Origin of the sequence: Chelatococcus composti (assembly GCF_014201415.1) — a bacterium.
Lineage (GTDB): Bacteria > Pseudomonadota > Alphaproteobacteria > Rhizobiales > Beijerinckiaceae > Chelatococcus_A > Chelatococcus_A composti.
On record NZ_JACHEH010000001.1, the window covers coordinates 340,991 to 365,532 of the forward strand.

General features: G+C 67.6%; 26 protein-coding genes. 20 read left to right on the top strand and 6 right to left on the bottom strand.

Translation table 11 applies throughout. The annotated features are described in order from the left end of the window. The first annotated feature begins 1 nt into the window (after position 1). The 3 genes from HNQ73_RS01730 to dprA all read left to right on the top strand — a co-directional run bounded on the left by HNQ73_RS01730 (position 2) and on the right by dprA (position 3,366). A complete protein-coding gene (locus HNQ73_RS01730; protein ID WP_183331618.1) occupies positions 2–1,324 on the top strand; it encodes a dihydroorotase in 1,323 nt (440 codons plus the stop codon). 85 nt (positions 1,325–1,409) lie between these two features. Then, on the top strand, positions 1,410–2,024 hold the full coding sequence (plsY, locus tag HNQ73_RS01735; protein ID WP_183331620.1) for a glycerol-3-phosphate 1-O-acyltransferase PlsY: 615 nt from the start codon (positions 1,410–1,412) through the stop codon (positions 2,022–2,024). A 103-nt stretch (positions 2,025–2,127) separates the two neighbouring features. Next, positions 2,128–3,366, top strand: coding sequence for a DNA-processing protein DprA (gene dprA, locus HNQ73_RS01740; RefSeq protein WP_183331622.1), 1,239 nt, complete (start codon positions 2,128–2,130; stop codon positions 3,364–3,366). Positions 3,367–3,373: 7 nt separating this feature from the next. On the opposite strand, the gene HNQ73_RS01745 is transcribed toward dprA, so the two are convergent. Continuing rightward, positions 3,374–3,769, bottom strand: a complete 396-nt coding sequence (locus HNQ73_RS01745) for a hypothetical protein (RefSeq protein ID WP_183331624.1) — start codon at positions 3,767–3,769, stop codon at positions 3,374–3,376. Between the two features lie 37 nt (positions 3,770–3,806). Then, positions 3,807–4,310: a Holliday junction resolvase RuvX gene (gene ruvX / locus HNQ73_RS01750; protein ID WP_183331626.1), complete on the bottom strand. Its 504-nt coding sequence runs from the start codon at positions 4,308–4,310 to the stop codon at positions 3,807–3,809. A gap of 213 nt (positions 4,311–4,523) precedes the next feature. On the opposite strand from ruvX, the gene HNQ73_RS01755 reads away from it, so the two are divergent. From HNQ73_RS01755 to HNQ73_RS01790, 8 genes are all read left to right on the top strand, one after another. Continuing rightward, positions 4,524–5,222 (top strand): metal-dependent hydrolase, encoded by a 699-nt coding sequence (locus HNQ73_RS01755; protein ID WP_183331627.1) that lies wholly within the window; start codon positions 4,524–4,526, stop codon positions 5,220–5,222. Positions 5,223–5,595: 373 nt separating this feature from the next. Beyond that, positions 5,596–5,790 (top strand): hypothetical protein, encoded by a 195-nt coding sequence (locus tag HNQ73_RS01760; RefSeq protein ID WP_183331629.1) that lies wholly within the window; start codon positions 5,596–5,598, stop codon positions 5,788–5,790. A gap of 104 nt (positions 5,791–5,894) precedes the next feature. Next, positions 5,895–6,182: an Asp-tRNA(Asn)/Glu-tRNA(Gln) amidotransferase subunit GatC gene (gatC, locus tag HNQ73_RS01765; protein WP_183331631.1), complete on the top strand. Its 288-nt coding sequence runs from the start codon at positions 5,895–5,897 to the stop codon at positions 6,180–6,182. Between the two features lie 61 nt (positions 6,183–6,243). Then, a complete protein-coding gene (gatA, locus tag HNQ73_RS01770) occupies positions 6,244–7,725 on the top strand; it encodes an Asp-tRNA(Asn)/Glu-tRNA(Gln) amidotransferase subunit GatA (protein WP_183331633.1) in 1,482 nt (493 codons plus the stop codon). Next, a complete protein-coding gene (locus HNQ73_RS01775; RefSeq protein ID WP_244649801.1) occupies positions 7,722–8,027 on the top strand; it encodes a chorismate mutase in 306 nt (101 codons plus the stop codon). The genes gatA and HNQ73_RS01775 overlap by 4 nt, the downstream gene beginning before the upstream one ends. Positions 8,028–8,187: 160 nt before the next feature. Further along, positions 8,188–9,672: an Asp-tRNA(Asn)/Glu-tRNA(Gln) amidotransferase subunit GatB gene (gatB, locus tag HNQ73_RS01780; protein WP_183331636.1), complete on the top strand. Its 1,485-nt coding sequence runs from the start codon at positions 8,188–8,190 to the stop codon at positions 9,670–9,672. Next, positions 9,669–10,643: a GNAT family N-acetyltransferase gene (locus HNQ73_RS01785; protein ID WP_183331638.1), complete on the top strand. Its 975-nt coding sequence runs from the start codon at positions 9,669–9,671 to the stop codon at positions 10,641–10,643. Before gatB ends, HNQ73_RS01785 begins: the two co-directional genes overlap by 4 nt. 73 nt (positions 10,644–10,716) lie before the next feature. Then, positions 10,717–11,175, top strand: coding sequence for a GNAT family N-acetyltransferase (locus tag HNQ73_RS01790; RefSeq protein WP_183331640.1), 459 nt, complete (start codon positions 10,717–10,719; stop codon positions 11,173–11,175). Positions 11,176–11,225: 50 nt separating this feature from the next. Here the strand turns inward: HNQ73_RS01790 and HNQ73_RS01795 are convergent, their stop codons facing one another. Continuing rightward, positions 11,226–11,510, bottom strand: a complete 285-nt coding sequence (locus HNQ73_RS01795; protein WP_183331642.1) for a hypothetical protein — start codon at positions 11,508–11,510, stop codon at positions 11,226–11,228. Between the two features lie 265 nt (positions 11,511–11,775). On the opposite strand from HNQ73_RS01795, the gene HNQ73_RS01800 reads away from it, so the two are divergent. Then, positions 11,776–12,486 carry a glutathione S-transferase N-terminal domain-containing protein gene (locus HNQ73_RS01800; protein ID WP_183331644.1) on the top strand — a complete coding sequence of 237 codons (711 nt, stop codon included), beginning with the start codon at positions 11,776–11,778 and terminating at the stop codon, positions 12,484–12,486. Between the two features lie 57 nt (positions 12,487–12,543). Here the strand turns inward: HNQ73_RS01800 and HNQ73_RS01805 are convergent, their stop codons facing one another. Continuing rightward, positions 12,544–12,984: a DUF2147 domain-containing protein gene (locus tag HNQ73_RS01805; RefSeq protein WP_183331646.1), complete on the bottom strand. Its 441-nt coding sequence runs from the start codon at positions 12,982–12,984 to the stop codon at positions 12,544–12,546. Between the two features lie 170 nt (positions 12,985–13,154). Between HNQ73_RS01805 and ndk the strand changes: the two genes are divergently transcribed. The 3 genes from ndk to HNQ73_RS01820 all read left to right on the top strand — a co-directional run bounded on the left by ndk (position 13,155) and on the right by HNQ73_RS01820 (position 16,200). Next, positions 13,155–13,577, top strand: coding sequence for a nucleoside-diphosphate kinase (gene ndk / locus HNQ73_RS01810; RefSeq protein WP_183331648.1), 423 nt, complete (start codon positions 13,155–13,157; stop codon positions 13,575–13,577). 135 nt (positions 13,578–13,712) lie between these two features. Then, positions 13,713–15,818 carry a molybdopterin-containing oxidoreductase family protein gene (locus HNQ73_RS01815; RefSeq protein ID WP_183331649.1) on the top strand — a complete coding sequence of 702 codons (2,106 nt, stop codon included), beginning with the start codon at positions 13,713–13,715 and terminating at the stop codon, positions 15,816–15,818. A 22-nt stretch (positions 15,819–15,840) separates the two neighbouring features. Beyond that, entirely contained in the window at positions 15,841–16,200 is a 360-nt protein-coding gene (locus HNQ73_RS01820) for a hypothetical protein (protein ID WP_244649799.1), read from the top strand. A gap of 1 nt (position 16,201) precedes the next feature. On the opposite strand, the gene purN is transcribed toward HNQ73_RS01820, so the two are convergent. Then, entirely contained in the window at positions 16,202–16,885 is a 684-nt protein-coding gene (purN, locus tag HNQ73_RS01825) for a phosphoribosylglycinamide formyltransferase (protein ID WP_276513659.1), read from the bottom strand. Beyond that, positions 16,882–17,955 (bottom strand): phosphoribosylformylglycinamidine cyclo-ligase, encoded by a 1,074-nt coding sequence (purM, locus tag HNQ73_RS01830; RefSeq protein WP_183331651.1) that lies wholly within the window; start codon positions 17,953–17,955, stop codon positions 16,882–16,884. The genes purN and purM overlap by 4 nt, the downstream gene beginning before the upstream one ends. Before the next feature lie 164 nt (positions 17,956–18,119). Between purM and HNQ73_RS01835 the strand changes: the two genes are divergently transcribed. The 5 genes from HNQ73_RS01835 to ppx all read left to right on the top strand — a co-directional run bounded on the left by HNQ73_RS01835 (position 18,120) and on the right by ppx (position 24,382). Next, positions 18,120–18,650, top strand: a complete 531-nt coding sequence (locus HNQ73_RS01835) for a CDP-alcohol phosphatidyltransferase family protein (protein WP_183331653.1) — start codon at positions 18,120–18,122, stop codon at positions 18,648–18,650. 59 nt (positions 18,651–18,709) lie between these two features. Then, on the top strand, positions 18,710–19,804 hold the full coding sequence (locus HNQ73_RS01840) for an AI-2E family transporter (RefSeq protein WP_183331655.1): 1,095 nt from the start codon (positions 18,710–18,712) through the stop codon (positions 19,802–19,804). Positions 19,805–19,812: 8 nt separating this feature from the next. Then, a complete protein-coding gene (locus tag HNQ73_RS01845) occupies positions 19,813–20,499 on the top strand; it encodes a P-loop NTPase family protein (RefSeq protein ID WP_183332198.1) in 687 nt (228 codons plus the stop codon). A 168-nt stretch (positions 20,500–20,667) separates the two neighbouring features. Then, positions 20,668–22,875 carry an RNA degradosome polyphosphate kinase gene (locus HNQ73_RS01850; protein ID WP_210304917.1) on the top strand — a complete coding sequence of 736 codons (2,208 nt, stop codon included), beginning with the start codon at positions 20,668–20,670 and terminating at the stop codon, positions 22,873–22,875. Positions 22,876–22,912: 37 nt separating this feature from the next. Then, a complete protein-coding gene (gene ppx, locus HNQ73_RS01855; protein WP_306415742.1) occupies positions 22,913–24,382 on the top strand; it encodes an exopolyphosphatase in 1,470 nt (489 codons plus the stop codon). Positions 24,383–24,542 lie beyond the last annotated feature (160 nt).

The window sequence follows — 24,542 nt, forward strand, 5'->3', positions numbered from 1 at the left end:
GATGAATAGCCCCACCACCAGCGAGGCCCGGCCCCTCGTCTTCACCAACGCGCGCCTCGTCGATCCGGCGAGCGGACGCGAGGCGCCGGGGGCGATGCTCGTTCAGAACGGCGCGATCGCCGACATCGCTTGGGACGAGCCCGTCCGGCCAGGGCCGGCCGAGGCCGAGGTCGTCGACTGCGGTGGCCTCGTGCTGGCGCCTGGCCTCGTCGACATGCGCGCCTTTGTTGGCGAGCCGGGGGCGGAGCATCGCGAGACGCTGAAGACGGCGAGCGAGGCGGCGGCAGCGGGTGGCGTCACCACCGTGGTCTGCATGCCCGACACGGACCCCGTGGTGGACGAGCCGTCGATCGTCGATTTCCTGCTGCGCCGCGCCCGCGACACGGCCATCGTCAACATCCACCCGGCGGCGGCCCTGACGAAGGGGCTCGAAGGCCGGGAGATGACGGAGTTCGGCCTCCTCATGGAGGCGGGGGCCGTGGCCTTCACGGACGGCGCCCGCTCCGTAACCAACGCCCAGGTTATGCGCCGGGCGCTCACCTATGCGCGCGATTTCGGCGCCCTCATCCTGCACCACACGGAGGATCCCGACCTCGTCGGCAGCGGTGTGATGAACGAGGGCGAGCTCGCCACCCGCCTCGGCCTGCCGGGCGTGCCGCGCGAGGCCGAGATCATCATGCTGGAGCGGGACCTCAGGCTCGTGCGACTGACGGGCGCGCGCTACCACGCCGCCATGGTGTCCTGCGCGACCTCGGTGGCCCTCATTGAACGGGCCAAGGCCGAGGGGCTGCCGGTCACCTGCGGCGTCTCGATCAACAATCTCACCCTCAACGAGACCGACATCGGCGACTACCGCACCTTTCTCAAGCTCTCGCCGCCGCTGCGCTCGGAGGAGGACAGGCTGGCCGTGGTCGACGCGCTGGCGCGTGGTGTGATCGACGTCGTCGTCTCCGACCACAACCCGCAGGACGTGGAGACGAAGCGGCTGCCCTTTGCAGAGGCGGCGGACGGGGCGGTCGGCCTCGAGACCATGCTGTCGGCTGGATTGAGGCTGGTCCACGCCGGCCACATCAGCCTTGCGGGCCTCTTCGCCGCCATGGCGAGCAGGCCCGCCGCGCTGCTCGGCCTGCCTGCCGGTCGTCTGGCCGTCGGCGCCCCAGCCGATCTCATCCTGCTTGATCCGGATGAGCCCTACGTGCTCGACAAGGCGAACCTGCACTCGCGCTCCAAGAACACGCCCTTCGACGAGGCGAGGCTCGAGGGGCGCGTGCTGAAGACTTTCGTTGCCGGGCGCAAGGTCCACGACATCTCGCTCGCCTCCTGATGTTCGCGAAGGGGTCGGCGGCCTTTTCGTGTCCGCCGGCCGCGTGCAACATCGGCTTCGATCGAACCACAACCGAGGCTCTTCCATGCCCGAAGCGATGAACTGGTCGCTCGCCTGGCCCTATTTTCTGGCTGCGCTCGTCTTCGGCTATCTGCTGGGGTCGATCCCGTTCGGCGTGCTTCTCACGCGCCTCACCGGGGCCGGGGACCTGCGCAGCATCGGCTCCGGCAACATCGGTGCGACCAACGTACTGCGCACGGGGCGCAAGGGCCTCGCTGCGGCGACGCTGCTTGGCGACATGCTGAAAGGCACCGTGGCCGTGGCGGTGGCCGCGCAATGGGGGCCGAACACGGCGCTGCTGGCCGCGCTCGGCGCCTTCCTCGGCCATCTCTATCCGGTCTGGCTGCGCTTTCGCGGCGGCAAGGGGGTGGCGACCTTCCTCGGCTGCGCGCTCGGCCTGAAGCCGCTCGTGGCGCTCGTCTTCGCGATCGTATGGCTGGCGACCGCCTTTCTGACCCGCTACTCGTCTCTGTCCGCTCTCGTGGCGAGCGTGGCGACGGTGGCCGCATTCTTCGTCGTCGGCGAGCGGCAGATGGGCGAGCTGTCCATCATTCTCGTGGTGCTGCTGTGGTGGGCGCACCGCGCCAACATTACCCGCCTTCTCAAGGGCACCGAGGGCAAGATCGGCCAGAAGGGCTGACCGCTGCATCGCTCCAGTGATGCAACCATCGCTTGCATCCTGCGCCGCTGCCGGGCACTCTCATCCGCTGGGCCGTCTGGCGTGCCGCTGCGGCCTCGCGGAGATGGGCATGAGCGGTTTGCGCCTCGACGACGAGCAACGCCTCGACTGGCTGCAATTGTCGCGCAGCGAGGGCATCGGACCGCGCACGTTCCGCACGCTCATCGGCCGCTACGGCAGCGCGGCCGCCGCTCTCGAGGCATTGCCTGAGCTGGGCCGTCGCCTCGGTCGCCCCATTCGCGTGGCGTCGCGCGCCGACGCCGAGCGCGAGATGGCGCAGGCGTCGCGTCTCGGCGTGCGCTTCGTCGTGCCAGCCGAACCGGATTATCCGCCTCTCCTGCGGGCCATCGATGCGGCGCCGCCACTCCTCGGCCTGCGCGGCGATGCGACGCTGTTTGCCCGGCCGATGGTGTCCATCGTGGGCTCCCGCAATGCCTCCGCCGCGGGGCTCAAGTTCACCCAGCGCCTCGCGCGCGAGCTGGGCGAGGCGGGCTTCGTGGTCGTGTCCGGGCTCGCCCGGGGCATCGACACGAGCGCGCACAGTGCGAGCCTCGCCACCGGCACGGTCGCCGTCCTCGCCGGTGGGCATGACCGGCTCTACCCGGCCGAAAACGCGCCCTTGCTTGAGGAGATCGCCGCGCGCGGCATCGTTGTGTCGGAAATGCCGATGGGCTGGGAGCCGCGGGGCCGGGACTTTCCGCGCCGCAACCGCATCGTCTCCGGCCTGTCGCTCGGCGTGGTCGTGGTGGAGGCGGCGCGACGTTCCGGCTCGCTCATCACTGCGCGCTTCGCGTTGGAGCAGGGGCGGGAGGTGTTCGCCGTTCCCGGCTCGCCGCTTGATCTGCGGGCCGAGGGCACCAACGACCTCATCCGTGACGGGGCGACATTGTGCGCGAGCGCCGAGGATGTCGTGCGCGGGCTCGCCCCGCTCGTCTCCCGGCCGCCATCGGCTCCCCCGGGGCTGATGGACGCCGTGCGCGAGCGGGCCGTCGAGGAGCCGCTGTGGGAAGATCTGGATCTTGATGCGTTGGAAGGCAACGCGGCCGGATCGGTTCAGGCGGAGATCGCGGGAACAGAAGATTGGCAGGCTGTCGGCATCTGCGCGGCGTCGTTCGACGCCGGAGAGACGGTCACGGACGATATGAGCCGCATTGTCGGGTTGCTGGGCGCCGCGCCCGTTTCGGTGGACGACCTGGTGCGAGCCTCCGGGCTGCCAATCCAGTCGATACAGCTCGTGCTGTTTGAGCTCGAGCTTGCCGGCAAGCTCGTGCGTCATGGCGGCAATGCCGTTTCGCTCGCCTGACAGTCGCTCAGTCCTGCGGTTCCAGGCGACTCAACACCCCGAGTGCTTCGATTCGTGCCATTTCGAGAAAATAGGCGAGGGCATCGAATCGGGCTGAGCTTGCCATCGTGGCCAGCTCACCGCTGAGCTGCGCCACATAGCTCAAGAGCTCGTGGCGCTCGTCTTCAAGCGGTTGATCGAGGGAGGTTCCCGGCGTGTGTTTGGCGAAGGAAGAACGCTGCGGGCGACGCCGGCCACCGGGCTGAACGGGCGCTCTGTCCCCGTCACGTTTGAAGTGGCTGATCATATGCCTCTGTGGCCGGAAAAAATGCTGTGAAAAATTATCTGCAATGAATAAACACATACTTACCACGGTCATTTTTTCAAAGCTATAGTGTATTATCTGTGTCGGCTCGTCTTTCATGCATCGGGCCGGGCGATTGCTGCAGATGCAAGAAGGTTTACGCGTCGCTGTCGCGGTCCAGCGCCGCGGCGCGCCGGGCCGTCGCCAGGCGGTCGAGTGCGCCTTGCAGGATGTAGCTGGCTGCCATCTTGTCCACGAGATCGGAGCGGCGGGCCCGCGAGGCATCGGCCTCGAGCAGGGTGCGGGTGACGGCTGCCGTCGTCAGCCGTTCGTCCCAGAAGGCGACGGGCAGGGGAAGATGCGTGGCGAGATTGCGGACGAAGGCGCGCGTTGCCTGGGCGCGCGGGCCCTCGGAGCCGTCCATGTTCAGTGGCAGGCCGACGACAAGGCCGCCGACGCCGTGCCTGGCGGCGAGTTCCGCGAGCCTCTTCACATCCGCTGAGAACTTGGTGCGCCTGATGGTCTCCAGCGGCGAGGCGATGCTGCGGCTGACATCGGAAAGCGCAAGGCCGATCGTCTTGGTGCCGAGGTCGATGCCGATGAGGCGTTTCCCGACGGGCAGGGCGTCGAGGTCGGCCAGGGAAACGATGAGGGTGCTCATTATCGTTCTGGTAGCACGGCACGGACCCAAGGTCATCAGGCCGACGTGTCCGCGCCCGCGCTGGCGTCGCAATGAAGATGGCGACATCATAGGCTGCTGGATATCGCATCGGATTCTCCCGTCCGGTGCCTGGTTGTCCTTCACAACCGGGCCGGGAGGCGCATGCTCTGCCGGCGCCCCCGCAGGACGGGAAGAACGGCAAGGGAGCAGACAATGAAGATCACCTGGTTCGGGCACTCGGCCTTTCGCCTCGATTTCGGCGGCAAGGCCGTGCTCATCGATCCCTTCTTCACGGGCAATCCCGCTTTCACCGGCAAGATCGACGAGGCTATTGCCGGCGTGTCACACATCCTCATCACGCACGGCCATGGCGACCACGTGGGCGACACGCTCGAGATCGCCAAGCGCACGGGTGCGACGGTCGTGACCAACTACGACCTGTGCATGTGGCTCGCCTCACAGGGGCTTGAGAAGTTCGATCCGATGAACACCGGTGGCACCACGCAGCAGCCAGGCTTCACTGTCACCCTGGTGCGCGCGGACCATTCCGCGGGCATGGGAGAGGCCGGTGCCAGCGTGCCCCTCGGCAATCCCAACGGCATCATCGTGAAGCCGGAGGGGGGCCCCGTCGTCTATCACATGGGCGATACCGATATCTTCGGCGACATGCAGCTCATAGCCGAGATCCACGAACCCAAGATCGCCATGGTGCCGATCGGAGACCGCTTCACTATGTCGCCGGTGACAGCGGCGCTCGCCGTGCGCCGGTTTTTCAAGCTCGACGCCGTCATTCCCTGCCACTACGGCTCGTTCCCCATCATCGAGCAAACGGCGGACAAGTTCGTCGCGGCGATGCAGGGCCACGAGACGCGCGTCATTGTGCCCGAGCGCAACGTTCCGGTAGAGGTGTAAGAGTTCCGGCTGGTGCTGCATTCGGCTATGGTGGCAGCGCGGTCGCGCTGCCCGCCATGGTTGGGGGCCGGCGCAGCGATGGAGAGGCTGGGAAGCGATGCCGGATGATCGTGAGACGAGCGGTCCGGAGCCCATTCCGGCAGAGGCGGTGGTGAGGCTGCCGCGCAGTCTTCTGCAGCCAGACGCGTCTGCGCGTCCGCCGGAACCGCCCAGGTCCGAGCTGTCGAGCCCCAAGCTGCCGATGGCCGAGGCGCCCGCGCAGGAGCCCGCAAAACCCGGGTCGTCCGTGGCCGTGTCTGGCCCGGTCGAGGCTCCGTCCGCCGGGCCGGCTCCTGTGCCCCCAAAGGCCCCCGCGCCATCCGGGACGGTGGAGGTGCCGAGCGACAGGGAGAAGCGGGATGACAACGTCACCCGTCTCGAGCCGCGGCGGCGGCCACCCTATTTCGGACGGCGCGACTGGACGAGCCTCGCCATCGCCGTCATCGCGGTCCTTGGCGTGGGTGCCCTGGTGGCGCGTCTCCACGCCGCCGGCTGGTCGGACTTCGCGGAGATGTTTGCGAGGCCCTGAGGCCGCGGTCCGGCGGGTTGCCGGGGCGAAGGGCAGGGTGCTATAGCCCGGCGCAACGGCGGTGTTCTGCACCGCCCTCCCGTAATCCATCCAGGTTCGGTTCCATGTCCGTCGACGAGAAGACCGTGCGCCGCATTGCGCACCTCGCACGCATCGCCGTTACCGACGAGGAGGTGCCTCATCTGCAGGGCGAGCTCAACGCCATCCTCGATTTCGTCGAGCAGCTGCGCGAGGTCGACGTGGAGGGCGTGGAGCCGATGACCTCGGTGATGCCGATGGTCATGAAGAAGCGGCAGGATGCCGTGACTGACGGCGGCTATCCGGAGAAGATCGTGGCCAACGCGCCCATGAGCGAGGACAACTTCTTCGTGGTGCCGAAGGTGGTCGAATAGGCCGCAGCCGAATGTTGAGCGTGTGGCCGCCGTGCGGCCGCGACGACGAGAGAGCGACAACGTGACCGATCTCACCGATCTTTCCCTCGCCGAGGCGCGCGAGGGGCTCAAGGCCAGGCGCTTTTCCGCCACCGAGCTGACCCGGGCCCATCTCGAGGCCATGGAGAAGGCCAGGGCCCTCAACGCCTATGTGCTGGAGACGCCCGAGAGGGCGCTCGCCATGGCGGCCGAGAGCGACAAGCGCATCGCTGCCGGGGAGGCCCGGCCCCTCGAGGGTATCCCGCTCGGCGTGAAGGATCTTTTCGCCACCGAGGGCGTGCGCACGACGGCCTGCAGCGCCATCCTCGACGACTTCCGCCCGCCCTACGAATCGACGGTGACGAGCCAGCTCTGGCGCGACGGCGCGGTGATGCTCGGCAAGCTCAACAACGACGAGTTCGCCATGGGCTCGTCCAACGAGACCTCGGTCTTTGGCCCGGTGGTGAACCCCTGGCGCCGCAAGGGATCGGACGCCAAGCTCGTGCCCGGCGGCTCCTCAGGCGGCTCGGCGGCGGCCGTGGCGGCGCGCCTGTGCCTCGGCGCCACAGCGACGGATACCGGCGGCTCCATCCGCCAGCCGGCGGCCTTCACGGGCACGGTTGGCATCAAGCCGACCTACGGGCGCTGCTCGCGCTGGGGCATCGTCGCCTTCGCCTCGTCGCTCGACCAGGCCGGCCCCATCGCCAGAACCGTGCGCGACAGCGCCATCCTGCTGCGCTCGATGGCAGGGCATGACCCGAAGGACACGACCTCGGTCGACCTGCCGGTGCCGGACTACGAGGCTGCCGTGACGCGTGGCGTGAAGGGCCTCAAGATCGGCATTCCGAAGGAATATCGCCTCGACGGCATGCCGGCCGAGATCGAGGCCCTGTGGCAGAAGGGCGCCGAGTGGCTGAAGGCGGCCGGCGCCGAAATCGTCGAGGTGTCGCTGCCGCACACGAAATACGCACTGCCGGCCTATTACATCGTTGCGCCGGCGGAAGCCTCGTCGAACCTCGCCCGCTACGACGGCGTGCGCTACGGCCTGCGCGTGCCGGGCAAGGACATCGTCGAGATGTACGAGAAGACCCGCGCCGCCGGCTTTGGCCGCGAGGTCAAGCGCCGCATCATGATCGGCACCTACGTGCTCTCGGCCGGCTACTATGACGCCTATTACCTGCGCGCGCAGAAGGTGCGCACGCTGATCAAGCGCGACTTCGAGCACGTCTATGCGAGTGGCGTCGACGCCATCCTCGCGCCGGCCACGCCTTCTTCCGCCTTTGGGCTGGGCGAGAAGGCCAACGCCTCGCCGGTGGAGATGTATCTCAACGACGTCTTCACCGTGACGGTGAACATGGCCGGCCTGCCGGGCATCGCCGTGCCCGCCGGGCTCGACTCCCAGGGCCTGCCGCTCGGGCTGCAGCTCATCGGCCGGCCCTTCGACGAGGAGACGCTTTTTGCTGCCGGCCAGGTGATCGAGGATGCGGCCGGTCGCATGGTCCTTCCGGAGGCTTGGTGGGCGTGAGCAGGACGGCTGTCGAGGCGCGGGCCGCGGAGGTACTTGCTCCGCTCAGGGCAGAGATCGATGCCATCGACGCCGAGATCGTGGCGCTGATAGCCAAGCGGATGGCGGTGGTCGAGCGTGTCATCGCCGTCAAGCGCGCTGCGGGCATCCCGGCCCTGCTGCATGACCGGGTGGAGGAGGTGGCCAGCAACGTGCGCCGCAAGGCCGAGTCACTCGGGGCTCCGCCCGATCTCGCCGAGGCCGTGTGGCGCGCGATGATGGCTTGGGTCATCGCCTACGAGGACGAGAAGCTCCGGCAATGAGTCCGCCCCGGGATGGCGAAACCGTCCCGGGGTCTCTTCATCTGCTTCCTGCGGCCGTGTCGCCGCGAGAGCCGGGGACCCGATCAGGCATCGCCACTTGACGTGGCGGCTGCGGCGGGTCAAGCGAAGAGCTGGAATTCAGGACGAGGTTTACGACGCGATGAACGCGCATGCGCGACCGGTAGATGCGAAGAAGCTGATCAAGGGCGCCACCGGCGACTGGGAAGTCATCATCGGCATGGAGATCCACGCCCAGGTGACGTCGCGGTCCAAGCTGTTCTCTGGTGCGTCGACCGAGTTCGGCGGCGAGCCCAACGATCACGTCTCGCTCGTCGACGCGGCGATGCCGGGCATGCTGCCGGTCATCAATGAGGAATGCGTCAAGCAGGCGATCCGCACCGGCCTCGGCCTCAAGGCGCAGATCAACCTGACCTCCGTCTTCGACCGCAAGAACTACTTCTATCCGGACCTGCCGCAGGGCTACCAGATCAGCCAGTACAAGAGCCCCATCGTGGGTGAGGGCGAGGTTCTGGTGGACATGCCCGATGGCGAGCAGATTAGCGTCGGCATCGAGCGCCTGCACCTCGAACAGGATGCCGGCAAATCGCTGCACGACCAGCACCCGAGCATGAGCTACGTTGATCTCAACCGCTCGGGCGTGGCGCTGATGGAGATCGTGACCAAGCCGGACCTGCGCTCGTCAGAGGAGGCCAAGGCCTTCATGACGAAGCTCAGGACCATCCTGCGCTATCTCGGCACCTGCGACGGCGACATGGAGAAGGGCTCGCTCCGGGCTGACGTCAATGTCTCCGTGCGCCGGCCGGGTGAGCCCTTTGGCACGCGCTGCGAGATCAAGAACGTCAACTCCATCCGCTTCATCGGCCAGGCCATCGACTACGAGGCGCGCCGGCAGATCGCGATCCTCGAGGATGGCGGCACCATCGACCAGGAGACGCGCCTGTTCGACGCGAACAAGGGCGAGACGCGGTCCATGCGCTCCAAGGAGGAGGCGCATGACTACCGCTATTTCCCCGATCCGGACCTGCTGCCGCTGACCTTCGATCAGGCCTATGTCGACGAGCTCGCCAGGCACCTGCCGGAACTGCCGGACGAGAAGAAGGCCCGTTTCATGAAGGAGTACGGCCTGTCCGCCTATGACGCGGGCGTGCTCGTGGCCGAGCGCGAGACGGCCGATTTCTTCGAGGCGGTGGCCAGGGGGCGCGACGGCAAGACGGCCGCCAATTGGGTGATCAACGAGCTTTTCGGTCGCCTCAACAAGGAGGGGCTGGACATCACGCGCTCGCCCGTCTCGGCCGAGCAGCTCGGCGCCATCGTGGACCTCCTCGGCGAGGGTGTCATCTCGGGCAAGATCGCCAAGGATCTCTTCGAGATCGTGTGGAGCGAGGGGGGTGACCCGCGCCGTATCGTCGAGGAGCGCGGCATGAAGCAGGTGACCGATACTGGCGCCATCGAGGCGGCGGTCGACTCGGTCATCGCGGCCAATCCCGACAAGGTGGAACAGGTGAAGGCCAAACCCACCATGCTCGGCTGGTTCGTCGGCCAGGTGATGCGCGCCACCGGCGGCAAGGCCAACCCCCAGGCCGTGAACGACATTCTCAAGAGCAAGCTTGGGATTGCCGAGTGATCCTGATCCGTCCTGCCTGCCGTGACGACATCTCGGCCGTCTGCGCGCTCTTGGCGCGGACGTGGCACGACACCTACAATTCCATTCTCGGCGCCGATCGCGTCGCCTCGCTGAACCACGCCTGGCATGCGCCCGACCGTCTGGCGGATGAGCTCGGACAGCCCGGTCGTGCCTTCCTCGTCGCGGAGGTGGAGGGGACGCTCGTCGGCACCGTGAGCGTGACGGAGCGTGGCGACGGCATCGTCTGGCTCGACCGGCTCTATGTCACGCCGGAGGCGCAGGGCAAGGGCATCGGTCGAGCGCTCTTCGGCGCGGCCGCGAGGGCCTTCCCCGAGGCCTCCGTCATTCGGCTGGAGGTTGAGGAAAAGAACACAAGGGCCTGCCGCTTCTACGAAAAGCGGGGCATGGTGGCGCCCCCCCAGCGCAGCAGTTGCGGCGGTTGCAACAATGCGGTCGTCTACGAGGGACGGGGCCTTTCGGCGCTTCGTGGCGGCCTTGTGTTGCGGCCGGCCCGTGATGCAGACGCACAGGATCTTTTCGGGCTCCTCTCGCTGTGCTTTGCCGAGTATCCGGGCTGTTTCGTCGATCCGCACGGCGACCTGCCGGACCTCGTCCACCCGGCCCGGAGCTTTGCCGACCGGGGCGGGGCCCTCTGGGTGGTCGAGGACAGCGCCGGGCGCGTCGGTGCCTGCATCGGCGTCGATTTCCCGGCGGAGGGAACGGCCGAGCTGCACCGGCTCTATGTGCGTCCCGACCTGCGTGGCAGCGGCCTGGGCAGCCGGCTCGTCCGGCACGTCGAGGCGCATGCGGCCATGCTCGGTGCGGGGCGGATGCTGCTTTGGTCCGACACACGCTTCACCAACGCGCACCGGCTCTACGAGCGGCTCGGCTACCGGCGGACCGGTGAGACACGCCAGCTCGGGGACATCTCCAACACCAGCGAATTTTTCTTCGAAAAGCCTCTTGTATGAAACCGGGGCTGTTCCTTCTTCTTGCGCGGAGCGGAAGGACTGTTGCCGCTCGCCTCAATGCGGAGACGCAAGCGTGTCTGAGATCCTGATTCGTCGGGCTTCGGAGGCCGACCTCGAGGCGATCGTGAGCCTGCACGCTGCTGACGAACTCGGCGGCCACGGCGACGTGTGGACGCCGGAGACGGAGCCTGCCTATCGCGAGGCGCTGCGGCGCATTTCCGACAGCCCCGACAACGAACTCTACGTGACCGTGAGCGACGCGGAGGTCATCGGGTCGTTCCAGCTCACCTTCGTGCCGGCCATTACCAACCGCGGTACGCTGCGCTGCGTGCTGGAGGCCGTGCAGGTGAGGAGCGACCAGCGCTCGCGCGGCGTCGGCGCCATGATGGTTGCCTTCGCCGAGGGGCGGGCGCGGGCGCGCGGCGCCGGCATCGTGCAGCTCACCTCCAACAAGCGGCGGCTCGACGCCCACCGCTTCTACGAGCGGCTCGGCTACGAGCGCAGCCACGAGGGCTTCAAGAAGGTCCTGTAGGCGCGTCTGCCGGCGGCATCGCCAGCCGGCCCATCCTGCGGTGGTGCCCGTCAGCGTTTCGCCTGCTTCATGCAGGTGCTGGAGAACTCCCGCCACGTGCGGCCGGCGGCCTTTCCGGCCTCCTTCAGCGCGCGCCACTCTGCGCCGCAGGCCTTCATGCGCTCCCGCGCCGCGAGCTGGCCAGGCGTGGGCGGACGTCTTGCCTTCGTTGCCGGCGTCGTCTCCTTCGCCTCGGTGGCGCCGGCGGGCGAGGGGGCGGCCGCTATGACGAGGACTGGCAGGGCGAGGCAGGCGGCGGCGAGGCAGGCCCGGGCGCGGCGGACGAATGTCGCCATGGCAATCATCTCCTGAAAAAAAATCGCAAACAAACGGGGACAGGTAAAATGGCCGCCAGAACGGCCACGTTGCCGATTGCGCACCAGAGCTGCAATTTATGCAAGTCCTCAATGGGCCCGGACCGATAGATTGCGAGGGGCCATGGGCCGAGGGCTGGGCCCGCACGGGCGTGCCGGCGCGGATGTGCGTCAACGCACTTGAGCCTCGGGGCATCGCCGGCCTAGACAATATGGAACGCTCGTTCACGAAAGGAGCAAGGGGCCGATGACCACCGCGCAGCAGAAGCCGATCGATCTCTACTACTGGCCGACGCCGAACGGCTGGAAGATCTCGATCATGCTCGAGGAATGCGGGCTGCCCTACACGGTGCATCCCGTGAACATCGGCAAGGGGGACCAGTTCAAGCCGGAGTTCCTCGCCATTTCGCCCAACAACAAGATGCCGGCCATCGTCGATCCCGAGGGGCCGGACGGCGAGCCCATCTCGGTCTTCGAATCCGGCGCGATCCTGCAATATCTCGGCCGCAAGACCGGCAAGTTCTATCCCACCGACGAGCGCAAGCGCGTCGAGGTGGAGCAGTGGCTGTTCTGGCAGATGGCCGGCCTGGGGCCGATGGCCGGGCAGACGCACCATTTCCGCATCTATGCGCCGGAGAAGATTCCCTATGCCATCGAGCGCTACACCAACGAGACCAACCGTCTCTACGGCGTCATGAACAAGCGCCTGGCCGATCGCGAGTTCCTGGCCGGCGAATACTCCATTGCTGACATCGCCTGCGTAGGCTGGGTAAAGCTGTGGGACAGGCAGGGGCAGGACATTACCGAGTTCCCGCACTTGAAGCGCTGGCTCGACACGGTGCTCGCCCGTCCAGCCGTGCAGCGGGGCCTCGCCGTCAACTCTGAGGATCGCGGCAAGGTGGACCTCGCAAAGGACAAGGAGGCGCAGGCCATTCTCTTCGGCCAGCGCGCCCGCTGACAACATCATGGGCGCGGCCGGGGCCCGGAAGGTGCTTGGGCCGCCCCGAAATCCCTCTCAGCGCGCCCGCGTCCAGCGCTGCTCTTTGCAGACGAGGCCACCCATCACGCAGCCTTCCACCTTGACCTCGTCGGCACTGACGGGGGTGAGGAAGGCGGTGTAAGTCTTTCCATCCTCGGCGTTGTAGATCTCGCCCTTCCAGCGGCCCGGGCCGTCGCGCTCCATGCCGAGCAGGATCGGCACGCCGATGAGCGGTCGGTTGCGCTTGCCCGTGTCGGCATTGCGCACGTCGCGCTTGGGTTGACCATCTGCGTCGTTTGGCTCGCTCAGCCAGACCAGGGTGCCGCATAGCTTGGCGCCGCAGCTGGCGATGTTGACCCGCGCCTTGCCTCCCTGGGTCAGCCACTGGCCGCTGACATCCTGCGCCGAGGCGCCGGTGGCGGCGAGGCAGAGGCCGGCAAGGAGGGCAACCGTCCTGCGTCCTGTTGCGTTTGTCATCGTAGCTCCTCCCTGGAAGAGGGGAGCTTAGCGGACGCTCCGCTCTCTCGGCCAGCGTGCCTCTTGCCGGACAATGCGCAAACGCAGCGCCGTGTGGCTTGTGCCCTGCAGCATCGGCGGCTATAAGCCCCGCACTTCAATTCAACTCCCGTAAGCGAGACGAGCGACCGATGGCCCTCGAGCGTACCTTTTCCATCATCAAGCCCGATGCGACCGCCCGTAACCTGACCGGCGCCATTAACGCCGTCATCGAGAAGGCGGGTCTGCGCATCGTCGCCCAGAAGCGCATCCGCATGACGCGCGAGCAGGCCGAGACCTTCTACGCCGTCCACAAGGACCGTCCCTTCTTCGGCGAACTGGTCGAGTTCATGACCTCGGGGCCGGTCGTCGTGCAGGTGCTCGAGGGTGAGAACGCCATCGCCAAGTACCGCGAGGTGATGGGCGCGACGAACCCGGCCGATGCGGCCGAGGGCACCATCCGCAAGCTCTTCGCCAAGTCCATCGGCGAGAACTCGGTGCATGGCTCCGACTCCCCGGAGGCGGCGGCTGTCGAGATCGCCCAGTTCTTCTCGGGCAACGAGATCGTCGGCTGAATGCCCACGGCATTGGCACTGACCTGTGTCATGACGAAAAGGCGAGCCCGGGCTCGCCTTTTTTATGGGCATGCCCTCGACAGAGCAGGGGGGCTCCCTCATGATCGCGGGCTGTAACGCAACGTCCGTGGAACGATGACCGTCCAGCCGAAGATCACCCGCGGGTTTTCCGCGTGCCCGCACGACTGTCCCTCCACCTGTGCGCTCGACGTGGAGGTGATCGACGACAAGACCATCGGCCGCATCCACGGTTCCCGCGACAACAGCTACACGGCTGGCGTCATCTGCGCCAAGGTCGCCCGCTACGCCGAGCGCATCCACCATCCGGACCGGCTGCTCTATCCCCTCAAGCGCACCGGCCCGAAGGGGTCCGGCCAGTTCGCCCGCATCTCCTGGGACGAGGCGCTCGACACGGTGGCGGAGCGCTTCCGGGCCATCGAGGCCGAATACGGACCGGAAGCCATCTGGCCCTACTACTATGCCGGAACCATGGGCCTCGTGATGCGTGACGGCATCAACCGGCTGCGCCACGTCAAGAAGTATTCCGGCCAGTTCTCCACCATCTGCACGACTTCCGCCTGGACCGGCTACATCGCCGGCACGGGGCTGCTCGCCGGGGCCGATCCGCGCGAGATGTCGAAGTCCGATTGCGTCGTCCTTTGGGGCACCAATGCGGTGCACACCCAGGTCAACGTGATGACCCATGCCCTGCGCGCACGCAAGGAGCGCGGGGCGAAGATCGTCGCCATCGACATCTACATGAACGCGACGATGAAGCAGGCCGACATGGCGCTGCTCGTCAAGCCGGGCACGGACGGCGCGCTCGCTTGTGCGGTCATGCACGTGCTCTTCCGCGACGGCTACGCGGACCGGGCGTATCTTGCGCAATATACCGATTGCCCTGACGAGCTCGAGGCGCATCTGTCGACGCGCACGCCCGAGTGGGCCGCCACCATCACGGGTCTTTCTGTCGAGGAGATCGAGGCCTTCGCGCGCCTGCTTGGCGAGCGGCCGCGGAGCTTCTTCCGCCTCGGTTACGGCTTCGCACGGCAGCGCAACGGCGCGGTCAACATGCACGCGGCGCTCTCGGTGCCCGCGGTGCTCGGCGCCTGGCAGTACGAGGGCGGGGGAGCCTTCCACAGCAACAGCGGCATCTATGGCTGGCGCAAGACGATGATCGAGGGGCTGGACGCTCTCGACCGCTCGGTGCGCCAGCTCGACCAGTCGCAGATCGGGCGCGTGCTGACGGGCGATCCCGAGGCGCTTCGCGACGGCGGGCCGGTGAAGGCACTCCTCATCCAGAACACCAATCCCGTCTCGGTGGCTCCCGAGCAGGAGCTGGTGAAGCGCGGCTTCGCCCGCGAGGACCTGTTCGTGTGTGTGCATGAGCAGTTCATGACCGAGACGGCCCTGATGGCCGACATCATGCTTCCGGCGACGATGTTCCTCGAGCACGACGATCTCTACCAGGCCGGCGGCCAGCAGCACATTCTCCTCGGCCCCAAGCTTGTCGAGCCGCCGGGCGAGTGCCGCTCCAACCATGAGGTGATCGTGGCCCTGGCCGAGCGGCTCGGCGCCGAGCATCCGGGCTTCAGGATGAGCCCGCGCGAGCTGATCGACTGGACGCTGCGGCACTCGAACCGTGGCAGCCTGGCCGAGCTGGAAGAGAAGCGGTGGATCGACATCCAGCCGCCCTTCCGGTGCGCGCACTTCCTCGACGGCTTCAACTGGCCGGACGGCAAGTTCCGTTTCAAGCCGGACTGGACGAAGGTGCCGGCGCCGCGCAGCGGCCTCTTTGGCCCGCACGACCGCCTGCCGGCGCTGCCGGACCACTGGACGGTGATCGAGACGCCCGACGAGCGCCATCCCTTCCGCCTCGCCACCAGCCCGGCGCGCAACTTCCTCAATTCCTCCTTCACGGAGACGCCCACCTCGATCCAGAAGGAGGGAGGACGGCCGGAGCTGTTCATCCATTCCGAGGATGCGGCCGCGAACGGCATCGAGGACGGCGCGCTCGTCGCCATCGGCAACGAGCGCGGCATTGTGCGGCTGCATGCGCGCCTCTATGACGGGGTGCGGCGGGGCGTGCTGATCGCGGAATCAATCTGGCCCAATGCCAGTTTCGTCGACGGCAAGGGCATCAACACGCTGACCGGAGCCGACCAGGTGGCGCCCTACGGTGGCGCGGCCTTCCACGACAATCGCGTCTGGCTGCGGCCAGCAGAGCAGGCCTCGGCATGACGTCTTGACCAGGAGGTGCATCGTGCGTCTTGCGACTGTTTCGGGTGCATTCGTGTTCGTGGCGATGATGGCCGCCGCCTTGCCGGCGCTTGCTTCCGGAACGACGGCGCCCCTGCCGCCGCCGGACCCGACGGCCGCCAACCTCTCGCCGGCGCAGATTCGCGATCGGGCCTACAACGCCTGCCTCATCACCCAGGCGAAGCTCATGGCAGCGCCGCGCGAGACGTTGCGCGAGCCGTGCCGCTGCTATGCGCGCCGAACGATCGCGGCGATGACGAAGGACGAGATCAACGCCTTCCGCCAGACCGGCTATTTCAACGACAGCGCCCGTGCCAAGGCGCTGGAGGCGCTCGACGCGTGCAAGCTGAGAAGACCGATCTGATCTAGCGGCCAACCGGCGGGTTGACGAGCACCGCGCCGTCGGCCTGCGCCTGCGGCAGGCCGGCGATGCGACCGTCGGCGCCGAGGGTGACGGCGCCCGAGGCGACGAGGGCGAGGGCGGCCGGATAGATGCGGTGCTCCTGCGTGAGCACGCGCGCGGCGAGGCTCTCCGGCGTGTCGTCCGGCATCACCGGCACCGCGGCCTGGATGACGGCGGGGCCGGCGTCGAGCTCCGGCACTACGAAATGCACCGTGCAGCCGTGCAGCCGCACGCCCTCAGCCAGCGCGCGGGCGTGGGTGTCGAGGCCCCGGAATGCGGGCAGGAGGGACGGGTGGATGTTGAGCATTCGCCCGGTCCAGCGCTCCACGAACCAGGGCGTCAGCACGCGCATGAAGCCGGCGAGGCAGACGATATCAATGTCGGCTGCCCGCAGGGTCTCGTCCAACACGCGCTCGAAGGCCTCGCGATCCTTGCCAAAGGGCTTGTGGTCGACGACGGCAGTGGCAATGCCCGCCTCGGCGGCAGCGGCGAGTCCGGCTGCATCCGGCCGGTTGGACACGACGAGCGCAATCGTCGCCGGAAAGGCGGGATCGGCGGCGGCGGCGATCAGCGCCGTCATGTTGGAGCCGCGGCCGGAGATGAGCACGGCCACGCGCTTCCGGGGCTGGATCGGGCAGGTGGTCACAGCGCGAGATGTCCCTTCGTCGTCACCCGCTCGGCACCCTCGGCCGCCGGGACGACCTCGCCGAGCCGGCAGACCGTCTCGCCGGCATCGGAGAGATGCCGGGCGACCGTGTCGGCGTCCTTCGCGGCGGCGATGACGACCATGCCGATGCCGCAGTTGAAGGTGCGCAGCATCTCTGCCTCGGCGATGCCGCCCGTGCGCGCCAGCCAGCCAAAGACCGGCGGGACGGCGATTGCGGAAAGGTTGAGCTTGACGCCGAGCCCCCTGGGCAGGACGCGCGGGATGTTGTCCGGAAAGCCGCCGCCCGTGATGTGGGCGAGGCCCTTGATAGCGGCACCGGCCTTGAGCGCTGCGAGAATGGCGCGCACGTAGATGCGCGTCGGCGTCAGCAGCGCCGGGCCGAGGGGGGTGCCCGGCTGGAAGGGGGCGTCGTCTTCCCAGCCGAGGCCCGCGGTCTCGACCACCTTGCGCACCAGCGAGAAGCCGTTCGAATGCACGCCGGAGGAGGCGAGGCCCAACACCACGTCGCCTGCGCCGATGTCCGGCCGCGGCAGCAGCGTGCCGCGCTCGGCGGCGCCGACGGCGAAGCCGGCGAGGTCATAGTCGCCCTTTGCGTAGAGGCCGGGCATCTCCGCCGTCTCGCCGCCGATCAGAGCGCAGCCCGCGATGCGGCAGCCCTCGGCGATGCCCTTGACGATGGCGACGCCCGCCTCTGGCTCGAGCTTTCCGGTGGCGTAGTAGTCGAGGAAGAAGAGCGGCTCCGCGCCCTGCACCACGAGGTCGTTGACGCACATGGCGACGAGGTCGATGCCGACCGTGTCGTGGATGCCGGTGTCGATGGCGATCTTCACCTTGGTGCCGACGCCGTCATTGGCCGCGACGAGGATGGGGTCGGTGAAGCCTGCCGCTTTCAGGTCGAACAGGCCGCCGAAGCCGCCGATCTCCGTGTCGGCGCCGGGGCGTCGCGTCGCACGCACCAGCGGCTTGATGGCCTCGACCATGGCGTTGCCGGCATCGATGTCGACGCCGGACTGGGCATAGGTGAGACCGTTCTTCGGGGGCTTCTGCATCGTGACCTGACTCCGGGGCGGCGCCGCACGCTCTTGACGCGGGGCAGTACGATGCCGGGCGCCGCTGTGCAAGACCCGACACGACGGCTGCGCGTTTTCGCGGGCTCGTCCGGAGCGGTGATGCTGCCTAGATTGAGTGCATCGTCGTTTACGTGGCGACCTTCATGACCCTGCCCAACCTCATCACGATCGCCCGCCTCATCCTCGTGCCCGTGGTCATTGCCATGATCGTCGCGGGGCAATGGTTCGCGGCCTTCGTGCTCTTCGCCATCGCCGGCGTGTCGGATGCGGTGGACGGCTTTCTCGCGCGGCGCTTCGGCATGAAGAGCGAGCTCGGCGCCTATCTCGACCCGCTCGCCGACAAGGCGCTGCTCGTCTCGATCTATGCCGGCCTTGCCGTCGCCGGCGTCCTGCCGGCCTGGCTCGCGATCCTCGTCATCTTCCGCGACATCATGATCCTGATGGCGGTCGTCCTGTCATGGCTGATGGCGCGGCCGCTCGCCATCAGGCCGCTGTGCATCAGCAAGATGACGACCGTGGCGCAAATCGGCTTTGCAGGCCTCGTGCTGGGCGCACGCGCCTTCGGGCTCGATCTCCCCATTGTCCACGATCTTGCGCTCGCGGCCGTCGCGCTCTTGACGCTTATGTCGGCAGGCGCCTATCTCGCTCTGTGGCTGCGGCATATGGCCACGTGAATGCGCCCGGCGGGCTGCAGAGAAAACAGGCGCTGCCGCCGGCAGCGCGGGATATCGTCATGATCGCGCAGCGGCAGGTGGTCTTCTGGTTGGTGGCGCTCGTCCTTCTCGTGGCCGGGCTCTACGTGCTGCGCGACATGCTGCTGCCCTTCGTGGCGGGCCTCGCGCTCGCCTATCTGCTCGATCCGCTGGCGGACCGGCTGGAGCGGCTCGGCTTCAACCGGCTGTGGGCGACGCTCGTCATCCTCGGCATCTTCATTCTCATCTTCATCATTGCCCTCGTCCTGCTCGTCCCCATCGTGGTCAACCAGCTCGCCGCCTTCATCGGCAAGCTGCCGGAGACCGTGTCGCGCCTGCAGCAGCTGGCGGCCGAGCAGGGCGGCACGCTCCTGGAGAAGCTGGGAGGCCCGGAGGTGCTGCAGGACGTGCAGCAGTCGCTCGGCAACGTCGTGTCGGAGGGCGCGCGCTGGCTCGGCACCTTCCTGCAGTCGCTGTGGTCGGGCGGGCAGGCCATCGTCAACGTGTTCGCGCTGCTCGTTGTCACGCCTGTTGTCGCCTTCTATCTCCTCGTCGACTGGGACCGGATGATCGCGACCTTGGACAGTTGGCTGCCGCGCCGGCATGCGCCGACCATCCGCCAGCTCGCCCGCGAGATGGATGGGGCGATCGCCGGCTTCATTCGCGGCCAGGCGCTGGTGTGCATCATTCTCGGCACGTTCTATGCCGCCGGGCTCACGCTGGTCGGCCTCAACTTCGGGGCGCTGATCGGCTTCTCGGCTGGGCTCATCAGCTTCATTCCCTACGTCGGCTCGCTGACCGGCCTTGTGCTGTCCGTCGGCGTGGCGATCGTCCAGTTCTGGCCCGACTACATCATGGTCGGCGCGACGCTCGCCATCTTCTTCGCCGGCCAGTTCCTCGAGGGCAACATCCTCTCGCCCAAGCTCGTCGGCCATGCGGTCGGGCTGCACCCGGTCTGGCTGATGTTCGCGCTCTTTGCATTCGGCTCGCTGTTCGGCTTCGTCGGCCTTCTCCTGGCCGTGCCAATCGCTGCGGCACTTGGCGTCCTGGCGCGCTTCGCGGTGCGGCAGTATCTGGCAAGCTCACTCTATGACGAAGGCATGCCGCCGCCTCCGAGGCCGGAGACGGACGCGTGAGCCGCGCCGTGATGGACATGCCCCGACAGCTACCCCTCGACCTGCCGCTGACGCCACGCTACGGAGCCGAGGATTTCCTCGTCAGCCCCTGCAACGAGGCAGCCTATGCCATGATCGAGCGCTGGCCGGACTGGCCGCATCCGGTGCTGCGCCTCGTCGGGCCGGAGGGGGCGGGCAAGACGCACCTTGCAGCCATCTGGGCCGAGCGCGCCCGCGCCACGACCGCCACGGCAGCGGAGGTGACGCTCGCGGCTGTGCCCGATCTTGCCGATGCGCCGGCACTCGTTGTGGAGGACTGCGACCGGGGCGGGCTCGACGAGCACGCCTTCTTCCACCTTCTCAACGCGATGCGCAGCAGTGGCCGCAGCCTCCTGCTGACGGCCCGGTCGGTGCCGGAGGTGTGGGGGCTCGCCACGCCGGATCTGCTGTCGCGCTTGCGCCAGTCGCCGGCGGTTGACATCGGCGCCCCGGACGAGGCGCTGCTGCGGGCTGTCCTTGTCAAGCTCTTTGTGGACCGGCAGCTCGTCGTGGACACCAGCGTGGTCGAGGCCGTCTTGCCGCGCATGGAGCGTTCGCTCGCCGCCGCCCAGCGCCTTGTCGCTACGCTCGACAGGGAGGCCCTGAGTCGCGGCCGGCGCATCACGCGCCCGCTCGCGCTCCAGGTGCTGGAGACGCTCGCCCAGGGCGAGGGCTGAGACCGCGAGACGGTTGCATCCCGGCCGCACCGATGGGAGGCTGGAGCGCGGCGCCGGAAGCGGCGGGGGCGCTGCTGCGCCTGTCATGCGTCCATCTTGGAATCGGCGCACAAGGACAGGACAAGCGGCTGTGACTTTGCAAGGGAGAGGACGGTGAACCTCGAGGCGATGAAGCCGGTGGGTGGGAAAGGCGAGGCGGTGAAGATCGACCAGAATGCCGCCACGCCCGAGGCGGTTGACGTCGAGGCGTTGCGCCACTCGCCCGAGCGTTTCATCAACCGGGAACTTTCCTGGCTCCAGTTCAACCGCCGGGTGCTGGAGGAAGCGTCCAACAAACGCCACCCGCTTCTGGAGCAGCTGCGCTTCCTGTCCATCTCGGCCAATAATCTCGACGAGTTCTTCATGGTGCGTGTCGCCGGCCTGCGCGGCCAGGTGCGCTCCGGTGTCATGACGCTGTCGCAGGACGGCCTGACGCCGGCCGAGCAGCTCACGCGCATCAGCGCCGAGGTCTCCAAGCTCGCCAGCGACCAGCAGCGCCGCTGGCGCGAGCTGAGGGATGAGCTGCTCGAGAACGGCATCGTCCTCGTCGATGCCCCGCAGCTGACGAAGGCCGAGCGCGAGTGGCTCGATGACTACTTCCTGCACCACGTCTTCCCGGTGCTCACGCCACTTGCCATCGATCCCGCCCATCCGTTCCCGTTCATCTCCAACCTGGGCTTCACTGTGGCGCTGGCGCTCTTCCGCCAGAGCGACAACCGCTCGCTCAATGCGCTGATCCGGGTGCCGAACCGGGTGGAGCGCTTCGTGCGCCTGCCGGACTTCGCCGAGACGGGGGCGCAGCGCTTCATCGCTCTCGAGCAGCTCATCGTCCTGTTCACGTCGAAGCTCTTTCCAGGCTACACGGTAAAGGGGCAGGGCTGCTTCCGCGTCATCCGCGACAGCGATCTCGAAATCGAGGAAGAGGCGGAGGATCTGGTGCGCCTCTTCGAATCGGCGCTCAAGCAGCGCCGGCGCGGCAGCGTCATCCGCCTCGAGGTCGAGGCCGCGATGCCCGAGGGGCTGCGCAGCTTCGTCGCCGACGAGCTCAACGTGACGAGCGACGAGATCTTCGTGGTCGAGGGCATGCTGGCGCTCAACGAGCTCAGCCAGCTGGTCGCGCTCGACCGGCCGGACCTCAAGTTCAAGCCTTACAATCCGCGTTTCCCGGAGCGCATCCGCGAGCACGGGGGCGACTGCTTCGCCGCCATCCGCCAGAAGGACATCGTCGTCCACCACCCCTACGAGTCCTTCGACGTCGTGGTGCAGTTCCTGCAACAGGCGGCGCGTGACCCGAACGTGGTGGCCATCAAGCAGACGCTCTACCGCACCTCGTCGAACTCGCCGATCGTCAAGGCGCTGGCGGAGGCGGCCGAGGCCGGCAAGTCCGTAACGGCGCTCGTCGAGCTCAAGGCGCGGTTCGACGAGGAGGCTAACATCCGCTGGGCGCGCGACCTGGAGCGGGCCGGGGCGCAGGTGGTCTTCGGCTTCATCGAGCTCAAGACCCACGCCAAACTTTCGTCGGTCGTGCGCCGCGAGGGCGGGCAGCTTGTCACCTATTGCCATGTGGGCACCGGCAACTACCACCCCATCACGGCGCGCATCTACACCGACCTGTCGTTCTTCACGGCGGATCCCGTGATCGCACGGGACGTGGCGCGCATCTTCAACTTCATCACCGGCTATGCCGAGCCGGCGGAGCTTGAGCGCATGGCCGTCTCGCCCGTGACGCTAAAATCACGTCTCCTCAAGCACATCGAGGAGGAGATTGCCCACGCCAGGGCGGGGCGTCCCGCGCAGATCTGGGGCAAGTGCAACTCGCTCGTCGATCCCACCATCATCGATGCGCTCTATGAGGCGAGCCGGGCGGGCGTGCAGGTGGACTTCATCGTGCGCGGCATCTGCTGCCTGCGGCCGGGCATTCCGGGCCTGTCGGAGAACATCCGCGTCAAGTCCATCGTCGGCCGCTTCCTCGAGCACAGCCGCATCTACGCCTTTGGCAACGGGCACGGGCTGCCGCACGCGAAGGCGCATCTCTACATCTCCTCGGCCGACCTCATGCCGAGGAACCTCGACAGGCGGGTGGAGGTGCTGCTGCCGATCTCGAACCCCACGGTCCACGAGCAGATCCTCGAGCAGATCATGCTCGCCAATCTGCTGGACAACGAGCAGAGCTGGACTGTATTGCCCGATGGGACGAGCAAGCGCATCATCCCGGGCAAGGGGGAGCAGTCCTTCAACGCTCATCAGTACTTCATGACGAACCCGAGTCTGTCTGGACGTGGAAAGTCTCTCAAGGATTCGCGCCCCAGGACCCTCGCCAAAGGATCCTCAGTCTGACCTGCGCGCCCCGGGCCGGCTCGATGTCGGCGCGCCGGTGGCGATCGTCGATATCGGTTCCAACTCGGTCCGCCTCGTCGCCTACGAGGGTCTGACGCGTGCGCCGACGCCGATCTTCAACGAGAAGGTGCTTTGCGGCCTCGGCCGCAGCGTGACCACGACGAGGCGGCTGCGCGACGACGCGGTCGAGAAGGCGTTGCGGGCACTCGCGCGCTTCCGCGTGCTGTGCGGGCTCATGAGGGTCGGCTCGATCCATGTGCTCGCGACCGCGGCAGCCCGCGATGCCGAGAACGGGCCCGACTTTATCGCCCGGGCGGAGGCGGCCATCGGCCAGCCCATTGAGGTCATCTCGGGCGGGCGCGAGGCCCAGCTCTCTGCGCTCGGCGTCATGTCCGGCTTCCATGATCCCGACGGCGTCGTGGGCGATATGGGGGGCGGCAGCCTCGAGCTGATCGACGTGCGCGGCTTCGAGCTGGGCAAGGGCGTCTCGCTGCCGCTCGGCGGCCTTGCCCTGCAGGACGCGACCGGTGGCAGCATCCGCAAGGCCGCCAAGGTGGTGCGCGAGGCGCTGCGCAAGGCGGAGCCGCTGGAACACCTGAAGGGGCGCACTTTCTATGCCGTCGGCGGCACCTGGCGTGCCCTGGCGCGCCTGCACATGACGCAGAAGGGCTATCCGCTGCACGTGATGCACGGCTACACCATTTCCTCCAAGGACGTCACGGACTTCGCCAAGATCGTCGAGCGCGTCGATGCCGATACGCTCGAATCGATCGAGGCCGTGTCGGCCGCCCGCCGGCCGCTGCTCGGCTACGGGGCCCTTGTACTCGAGGAGATCATCCGCAAGGGCAAGCCGAAGAAAGTCGTCATCTCGGCCCAGGGCGTGCGCGAGGGGCTGCTTTACGAGAAGCTTTCCCACGAGGAGCGGCGCACCGACCCGCTGCTCTCCGCGGCGCGCGAGCTCAACCTGCTGCGCTCACGCGCGCCGAGGCACGGTGAGGAGCTGATCGGCTGGACCGACAAGCTCGTCGCCTCGCTCCACCTGGTCGAGACCGCGGAAGAACGCCGCCTGCGTCATGCCGCGTGCCTCCTTGCCGACATCGGCTGGCGCGCGCATCCTGACTATCGCGGCGAGCAGGGGCTCAACATCATCGCCCATGCGGCCTTCGTCGGCGTCGACCATCCAGGGCGCGCCTTCCTTGCCCTGTCGGTTTTCTTCCGCCATGTCGGGCTGTCGGTGGACGACATCAGCCCGCGCATCCGCGAGCTGGTGACGACGCGCATGATCGACCGGGCGCGCATCCTCGGCGGCGCGATGCGTGTCGCCTATCTCGTCTCGGCGTCGATGCCGGGTGTGCTGCCGCGGGCGCAGATCGCCGGCCAGGGCAGCAAGCTGGTGCTGACGCTGCCGCCCGATCTCGCCGCCCTCGCGAGCGACCGCCTCTTCAACCGCATGAAGCAGCTCGCCCGCCTGGTCGGGCGCGAGCCCGTCATCCAGACGGCGAAGTAGAATCTGAATGGATCAGGAAAACTGTTCCAGTTCAGATGGTTGTGTGAAGAATTGCATGTGCCGTCGCCGGCGTTTCGGCTGCCGCGGTACCGTCCGCGCGTGATAAAAGGTGGCCGCCGACAAGGGGCGGCCGTCACGATGTGAGCTGTCTCGCGCAGGC

Excerpts from the sequence above, each read along its gene's own strand:
- HNQ73_RS01745 (WP_183331624.1), bottom strand. The coding sequence starts at position 3,769 with ATGAAAGACGAGCCGACACAGATAATACACTATAGCTTTGAAAAAATG.
- gatC (WP_183331631.1), top strand. The coding sequence starts at position 5,895 with ATGTCCGTCGACGAGAAGACCGTGCGCCGCATTGCGCACCTCGCACGC.
- purM (WP_183331651.1), bottom strand. The coding sequence starts at position 17,955 with ATGCAGAAGCCCCCGAAGAACGGTCTCACCTATGCCCAGTCCGGCGTC.
- HNQ73_RS01840 (WP_183331655.1), top strand. The coding sequence starts at position 18,710 with ATGATCGCGCAGCGGCAGGTGGTCTTCTGGTTGGTGGCGCTCGTCCTT.
- HNQ73_RS01795 (WP_183331642.1), bottom strand. The coding sequence starts at position 11,510 with ATGGCGACATTCGTCCGCCGCGCCCGGGCCTGCCTCGCCGCCGCCTGC.
- HNQ73_RS01850 (WP_210304917.1), top strand. The coding sequence starts at position 20,668 with ATGAAGCCGGTGGGTGGGAAAGGCGAGGCGGTGAAGATCGACCAGAAT.
- HNQ73_RS01800 (WP_183331644.1), top strand. The coding sequence starts at position 11,776 with ATGACCACCGCGCAGCAGAAGCCGATCGATCTCTACTACTGGCCGACG.
- HNQ73_RS01805 (WP_183331646.1), bottom strand. The coding sequence starts at position 12,984 with ATGACAAACGCAACAGGACGCAGGACGGTTGCCCTCCTTGCCGGCCTC.
- HNQ73_RS01815 (WP_183331649.1), top strand. The coding sequence starts at position 13,713 with ATGACCGTCCAGCCGAAGATCACCCGCGGGTTTTCCGCGTGCCCGCAC.
- HNQ73_RS01835 (WP_183331653.1), top strand. The coding sequence starts at position 18,120 with ATGACCCTGCCCAACCTCATCACGATCGCCCGCCTCATCCTCGTGCCC.
- ruvX (WP_183331626.1), bottom strand. The coding sequence starts at position 4,310 with ATGAGCACCCTCATCGTTTCCCTGGCCGACCTCGACGCCCTGCCCGTC.
- plsY (WP_183331620.1), top strand. The coding sequence starts at position 1,410 with ATGCCCGAAGCGATGAACTGGTCGCTCGCCTGGCCCTATTTTCTGGCT.
- dprA (WP_183331622.1), top strand. The coding sequence starts at position 2,128 with ATGGGCATGAGCGGTTTGCGCCTCGACGACGAGCAACGCCTCGACTGG.
- gatB (WP_183331636.1), top strand. The coding sequence starts at position 8,188 with ATGAACGCGCATGCGCGACCGGTAGATGCGAAGAAGCTGATCAAGGGC.
- ndk (WP_183331648.1), top strand. The coding sequence starts at position 13,155 with ATGGCCCTCGAGCGTACCTTTTCCATCATCAAGCCCGATGCGACCGCC.
- HNQ73_RS01755 (WP_183331627.1), top strand. The coding sequence starts at position 4,524 with ATGAAGATCACCTGGTTCGGGCACTCGGCCTTTCGCCTCGATTTCGGC.
- HNQ73_RS01730 (WP_183331618.1), top strand. The coding sequence starts at position 2 with ATGAATAGCCCCACCACCAGCGAGGCCCGGCCCCTCGTCTTCACCAAC.